Origin of the sequence: Xenorhabdus sp. Sc-CR9 (assembly GCF_963897815.1) — a bacterium.
Classification (GTDB): domain Bacteria; phylum Pseudomonadota; class Gammaproteobacteria; order Enterobacterales; family Enterobacteriaceae; genus Xenorhabdus.
In genome coordinates, this window is the sequence record NZ_CAWQTY010000186.1 from 24,443 (window position 1) to 30,938 (window position 6,496).

Consider the following 6,496-nt stretch of genomic DNA (forward strand, 5'->3'; position numbering starts at 1 on the left):
CATAAAATCTGAGCACGTCTTGCTAATCAGTCGCTGTACAGGCCTTCAATTAATTGATAGACATTCGAAAAAACCTACAGAAGGTACTGGCAAAAGAGCTTGTTTCCACTTTGTAATCTGCTCAGTGAACCATCAAAATCTGGAATAAAAAATCTAAACATAAAAAAGCTTGACTTTCACAGTAATGTGAATGCTGATAATAAAACGTACTTGATTGTTAAGAGAATGGATCAGATACAATATGTAAATATTTGTGATTCTAAATTGATTTTTTATTCAATGGGTAAAGATCTGGGACTGGAATTTGTGAATAGAGCTGGTAATTATTGGCAGTGTAACTGAGGATGTTTAATTAATCAGTAAATTATTGGATAAAAAACTATAGTCTTAATTCAAGCTATGAATGTAATAACTTTTGAGGTGTTGTTTTTTCTTTAGGTGCTTTAATAATAAAATATATTATGGGTAAGTATTCTGTTAGTATGAATTTTTTGTGTTGTTGATTAGTTTTTAATAGTATCAATTTTCGTAACCATTTGAATTTTTTTAAAGGTTTTTTGGAAAAGATAATTGTTTTATACACAATATTTTCTCTAAAGTTAGCTATAAATAGCTTGGTTAAAACATTTACTTTACAGTAGAAAACAATAAGAAGAATGGAATTTATAGATATGCAGAGATATAGTTTATTATTAATATAATAGTTATAGATTATAAAAATAAAAGGCAGGTTCGGCTCATAAATGATATTTATCAGAAAAGAAGCCAGTTGTTATAGTAAACATTTTTCCATCAAAGGACAATAGACTATGGCCTATAACCAAATGACCAAAACTGAGAAGCTCCAGATTTTCAGTTTAAAAAACAGGTTGTAACAATAAGTCTTCATAAGTTATGAAAGCTACTGTGAGATTTTTTATGGGTAACCGATTAAATAATTTTCCTCGAAAAGATCGATATGGAAAAACTCTCAATGAGTAATTTAAAAGAATACGTATATATTTACTTAGAAAATATTCGTGTTACATTTATTATGTTAAGTTTCTAAAAGAAATTTTTATCATTAATTGTCTATATTTCTATATGATTTTTAAATCTAATTAATTCTAGATAATTATTTCAATATCATGAGTTTATTTTTAGTCATTTGGTTTACTTCAAATTATAGAACATTCGGTGAGTCTTTTGTATTTTCTATAAAAGTATTAAAAATTATTAATTTTAATATAGATTGAATTACTAAATAGGTTTTCATAATAGTAATGCACTCAAATTATGAGCATTCCTTACTCCTCACACAGTGAGGAGTAAGGAAGTGATCTACAATTTTAGAATGCTATTTAGTTTTTGCCATTTAATTATTAAGGATAATTTATGTATAGTGCTGATATTTTAGATGAAAATAAGAAGGAAAATTCAGAGCAGTGGAACATCAAAGCATCTCTGAAAATAAATTATACTGTTAAAATAATTCAAGATTTATTTCAAACTGATAATAGTCATATTTATGATATGTGCAAAAACCCCAATGCGAACTATTCTCGCGTGGTTATATTTGTCGATAATAATGTCGATCTTTTCTATGGGGATAATATTAAAAATTACTTTAGGCAATATGATATTAGTTTTGTGTGGTATCCAATTAGTGGAGATGAAGAAGCCAAAAATATAGATAATGTTCTTACTATAGCTAGAAAAATTTCTGATAGTGGTTTGCTACGCCGTTCAGAAAAAATTATCGTTATTGGTGGTGGAGTAGTTATGGATGTTGTGGGTTTTACAGCAAATCTATATAGACGTGGCATCCCTTATATCCGTATCCCAACCACATTGATGGGACAAATTGATGCAGGTATAGGAGTAAAAACTGGTATCAATTATATGGGTAATAAAAATAGACTAGGTACGTATTTTGCGCCTGAGGCTACCTTAATTGATCCTGGTTTCCTTAAAACCGTATCTCAACGGCATATTACAAATGGAGTATCAGAAATTATTAAAATGGCACTAATTAAAGATGAACACTTATTTCATCTTCTTGAACAGGCTATAGATGAATTAACTCCTCAAGGTTTCTCCAGCTATGGTTCTGTTCATCAAGAAATTTTTGAAAGGGCTATTGATAGTATGCTTCAGGAGCTAGAGCCAAATTTATGGGAAGATAATCTTGAACGTATAGTAGATTATGGTCATACATTTAGTCCCTCTCTTGAACTCAAATCTAATACACCCCTTTTACATGGTGAGGCTGTAGCAGTAGATATGGCTCTTTGTATAGCATTATCATTTTCTCGTGGCTTAATTACTAAATGGGATGCCGAGCGTTGTATAAGGCTTATTCAGAGAAGTAATCTGCCTATTCATAGTTCTATATTTACACTTTCGATGTTAGAGGAGGCTTTAGATGATACTCTAAAACATCGTGATGGTTTTCAGAGAGTGCCATTAATGAATGCAATTGGTAGTGCGATATTTTGTAATGATCTTACAAGAAATGATCTCATTTCCGCTTTGGAATATGTCAATATTTTTCATTAGCATTGATAGGAGAATAATTTCAAATGATTATAAATGAATCGTATCAAACTTATATTTATGATGTTGGTGGGACATTTTTAAGAAGTGCTAAGTGGATACCACATAAAGGGCCTGTCAATGTGATGAAGGAAGCCTCACCTAGCTTTTTAATGTATCCTTCTGATGATGTTATTAACCTCAAGGATAAATTACTTGAATCTATTGTAAGAAAATTGCCAATTTATCATAACGGCCTCACTGCGAGTATTAGTTTAGGTGCAGCCTTGAATCATCATACAGGAGAGGTGTATGGTGCAGCCCCCCTTTGGGGGGCTTGTCAGGTAAATTTCAAATTACTCGATGAGCTTCATTCTCTTCGTCCTGATGTTCTATGGATGATAATGAATGATGTTACTGCTATGGCTATTCATCTTTCCATTCAGCCTGTTTGCCAAAATATTCGTAAAGTAATGCTCATTACAGTAAGTAGTGGAATTGCATGCCGTATCTTCGAAACTTTACCTTTCAGAGTGAATTTTGATATATCAGGATTACAAGGTGAAATTGGTCATCTTCCAGGGGGAGGGACACCTTTCTCTCTTAATTGTGATTGTGGTGAATCTGATCATATTGCAGCATATGCTTCTGGTCGTGGTATCAGGAATGTTTATGATCATATGTATAGGAGAATATACCAAAAAGAACCTAATTATGTAAATTTTGAGAATGAATTTAATCTAGGTTTGGAAAATAATGACTATTTTTGCAGTAATGTTTTAGATACTGCTATGAAACCTTTAGCCGATTTGATTACATCCGCGTTAGTTATCGATCCCTCAATAGAGATGGTCGCTTTATCAGGAGGGGTAGTAGATAGTTTATCAAATTATATTAAAAACTCTCTGCTTTCTAGAATCCTTAAAAGTGGTCCATATATAACTGCTTTAAAAGAACCTAGGATGATAGAAGATCTTTTATATATATGTCCTCCGAATACAGCTAGCGGTTTATGGGGTGCAGGTATTGCTACTACTTTTTCCAATAATTCTTGGTTTTTGAAATGTATACCACAAAAGGAGCCTAGTAATGAATAATGACTATATAAGATTCACTGGTGGTATATGTAGAACTGAAAGCTTACCTATAACTTCAAAGGTAGAAGGATTACTGATTCGTGTTATAGCGTCAGGGTTATGTGGCACAGATATACAGATTTTGAAAGGTATTCGAAATGAAAAAACGGAAATTCTAGGTCATGAGGGATTGGGAGTGGTTGAAATGGATTATAAAAAAAATGGTTATTGTTTTAGGCGTGGACAGACTGTCTTAATTAATCCAACAAACCGCCATGATACTAATTTTTTATTAGGGCATAATTTACCAGGTTTTTTTCAAAGATATATTAGCATTCCCGATTTTGCTGTGCAAGATGGTGTGGTTATTTCTATAGAATATAAGTTATCCCCTATATTTTCTGCAATTATAGAACCTGTAGCTGTTGCTTTAACTGCTCTTGAAGCGGTTGAGAGATTCTCGCCTATGCACTATGTAATCATTGGTGGTGGTATAATCGGTAATTTGATTGGGAAATTATTATGGTTGAATAAAAATAAATCATCTATTTCTTTAGTCCATCGAAGCAACCAATCTTTGGAAATGAGCCAGAATAAAATACTGCCTTTTGCTGAGCATTTTGTTAATGATAAAGATGTTATTGCCAGTTTGTTGAATAATGAGAAAACTGCTGTTTTTGTTACTACTCCCAAAAATGTTACAAATTCAATTGTTAGTAGTATAATTTGCAATATTAAAAATAATTCAATTATTGATGTAATTAGTGGCGTTGATAATGTGGAGAAAATTAATAAAAAAAGTCCATCTATAATATATAACATAAGGGCAAAAAATATTTGCCCTGAGTATGATGATATCAGTTATTTACAGATGAACACTCACTATATAGATGATAAAGAAAGAAATGGCATTTATCTAACAGGACATCGTGGAGTATCCAATAAAAAAATGATTAAAGCTCTTTCTTTGTTAAGTGAAAATGAAAGTTTATTTCATGATATGATTACACATGTCATATGCTTTGACCAATTAAGCGATTTTTTAAATGAACTTATTTCTTCTGTGGATAGAGTTATTAATGATAAATATGTCCTAAAAACGGCAATATTGAACTCTAATCGGATGGATTTATGAATAACAAAAAATCGGCTCTTGTTGTAGGCGGCTCTACTGGAATAGGGTATGGAATAGCTGAACAACTCTATGAATTAGGATATTCTGTTCATATTATTAGCCGAAATGAACCTGAAAAAAGCAATTATCATAATTTTCACTGGCATCAGTGTGATTTAAAAAATATTGAGGATAGTCAAAATACTTTTAAAGAAATATGTGATGATTCATTTTATTTTTCCTGTTTTTCTGCTGCATTTTATGGTCCTAAACGCTGTAATTTTCTTGAAACTGATTGGGGACTATGGGATAAACAATCCACTATTATGATAAATGGGCTGTGGCTAACCCTATATTCAACTTTACCTTTTCTTATCAAGAATAAAGGGATTTTTTTAGGGATTTCGTCTGAAGTTGTTTTGAATTTTGGTCCTGGAAGAGCAGGTTATACAGCTTGTAAATCAGCCGCTTATGGATTACTTGGTTCTGTGTCAGCTGAAATACCTGCTGAAGATACATTAATCACTCAGGTTCTTCCTGAAGGCATGGTTGATTCTCCTGGAATAAGAGCACGAAGAGATAAAGACTTCGACTACTCATCTTATATGCAACCTGATAACTTTAAGCCTTTTATTAAAGAGCTTGTGATCCAAAGAAACCCAAAATTACACGGGAAAACTGTTATGGTAAGTAAAAATAGCGAATGGTCTTTAGTTAATTCTGAATTTTTTCCCCCATCACAATCGAAAAGGTAGATTTCATGAATCAGTTTGGATTGGTAAGTTGGCGCTTACCAGGAAACCTATTCAATGCTATCGAATTATGCCGAGAAAATTCTATTCAATCACTACAAATTGATTTTGGCGGAAACAACAGAGGAGATTTATTAGCTTCTTACAACTTACACATCCTGAGAGAGGCAGCTATAAATAATAATATAAATATCACAGCTATTGCGTTAAATCTCTATAATGATATTGGTATAATAACTTCAACCAATGAGTGTAAATTGATATTTTTTGAAGCAATTAGGCTCGCGGATAGATTAAAAGTTTCCACCTTATTTATACCTTCATTCAGGAAATCTATGATAGAAAATGATATGGATATCATTAATACTGCGAATTTTCTACAATGGTGTTGTGATGTAGCAGGAATGGATTTTATTATTGCATCTGAAAACGTTTTAACTCCAGAAAAAAGTAAGTTTTTATGTTGTATGGTAAATAGGAATAATTTTAAACTTATTTTTGATCCATCTAATTTACATATGGCTAAAGTTGATTCATGTGATTATTTTTTGAAATTATTCAATCATATTCACACAGATGTACATATAAAACCCCTAAATGGAGGGGAATTTTCTTTCCAGAGCTTTTACTATCAAAAAATCGTAAAAACAATGGTTTTTTCACCTAATTCCTCATTGAAAAAATTTACTTTTTTTTCAGAAAACGATTATCGTGAAAGAAAAACTTCATTGATAAAAGAAGATCTTATCTGGTTACAGAAGAACTTTATGGAATTTCATTGATATGAAAAAATTATTTTCTGGATTTCTTTTTGACATGGATGGAACTCTTGTTAATTCTAAATCTGTAATCGAAAAAACATGGAAGGATTTTTCGAACACGCATAAATTAGATTATACAAGTGTAATTAACTAACCTCAGCTTCGTTTAAGAATAGCGATATCATTATTCCGTAAATTCAAACTCGGTTTTTTAGGTTGGAATGTATACGCAATGAGGCCTGCGGCGATTTCCAGTAGAAAACCGAGTTGACTGCGATG

General features: G+C 31.7%; 5 protein-coding genes and 1 pseudogene. 5 read left to right on the top strand and 1 reads right to left on the bottom strand.

The window, feature by feature from the left end:
- The first annotated feature begins 1,374 nt into the window (after positions 1-1,374).
- Genes AACQ81_RS12850 through AACQ81_RS12870 form a run of 5 tightly spaced genes read left to right on the top strand, consistent with a single transcriptional unit; the run spans position 1,375 to position 6,238 of the window.
- Positions 1,375-2,538, top strand: a complete 1,164-nt coding sequence (locus tag AACQ81_RS12850) for a sedoheptulose 7-phosphate cyclase (RefSeq protein ID WP_237387564.1) — start codon at positions 1,375-1,377, stop codon at positions 2,536-2,538.
- A 23-nt stretch (positions 2,539-2,561) separates the two neighbouring features.
- Positions 2,562-3,611, top strand: a complete 1,050-nt coding sequence (locus AACQ81_RS12855; protein ID WP_237387565.1) for an ROK family protein — start codon at positions 2,562-2,564, stop codon at positions 3,609-3,611.
- Complete coding sequence (locus tag AACQ81_RS12860) at positions 3,604-4,725, top strand: alcohol dehydrogenase catalytic domain-containing protein (RefSeq protein ID WP_237387566.1); 1,122 nt, start codon at positions 3,604-3,606, stop codon at positions 4,723-4,725. The genes AACQ81_RS12855 and AACQ81_RS12860 overlap by 8 nt, the downstream gene beginning before the upstream one ends.
- Positions 4,722-5,459, top strand: a complete 738-nt coding sequence (locus tag AACQ81_RS12865) for an SDR family NAD(P)-dependent oxidoreductase (RefSeq protein ID WP_237387567.1) — start codon at positions 4,722-4,724, stop codon at positions 5,457-5,459. Before AACQ81_RS12860 ends, AACQ81_RS12865 begins: the two co-directional genes overlap by 4 nt.
- 5 nt (positions 5,460-5,464) lie before the next feature.
- Positions 5,465-6,238, top strand: a complete 774-nt coding sequence (locus tag AACQ81_RS12870; protein ID WP_237387568.1) for a hypothetical protein — start codon at positions 5,465-5,467, stop codon at positions 6,236-6,238.
- A gap of 135 nt (positions 6,239-6,373) precedes the next feature.
- Here the strand turns inward: AACQ81_RS12870 and AACQ81_RS19755 are convergent.
- Positions 6,374-6,496: pseudogene (locus AACQ81_RS19755) on the bottom strand (IS982 family transposase); the annotation flags it as partial.

Bases quoted from the DNA above. Each gene is read 5' to 3' on its own strand.
- AACQ81_RS12850 (WP_237387564.1), top strand. From the start codon at position 1,375: ATGTATAGTGCTGATATTTTAGATGAAAATAAGAAGGAAAATTCAGAG.
- AACQ81_RS12855 (WP_237387565.1), top strand. From the start codon at position 2,562: ATGATTATAAATGAATCGTATCAAACTTATATTTATGATGTTGGTGGG.
- AACQ81_RS12860 (WP_237387566.1), top strand. From the start codon at position 3,604: ATGAATAATGACTATATAAGATTCACTGGTGGTATATGTAGAACTGAA.
- AACQ81_RS12865 (WP_237387567.1), top strand. From the start codon at position 4,722: ATGAATAACAAAAAATCGGCTCTTGTTGTAGGCGGCTCTACTGGAATA.
- AACQ81_RS12870 (WP_237387568.1), top strand. From the start codon at position 5,465: ATGAATCAGTTTGGATTGGTAAGTTGGCGCTTACCAGGAAACCTATTC.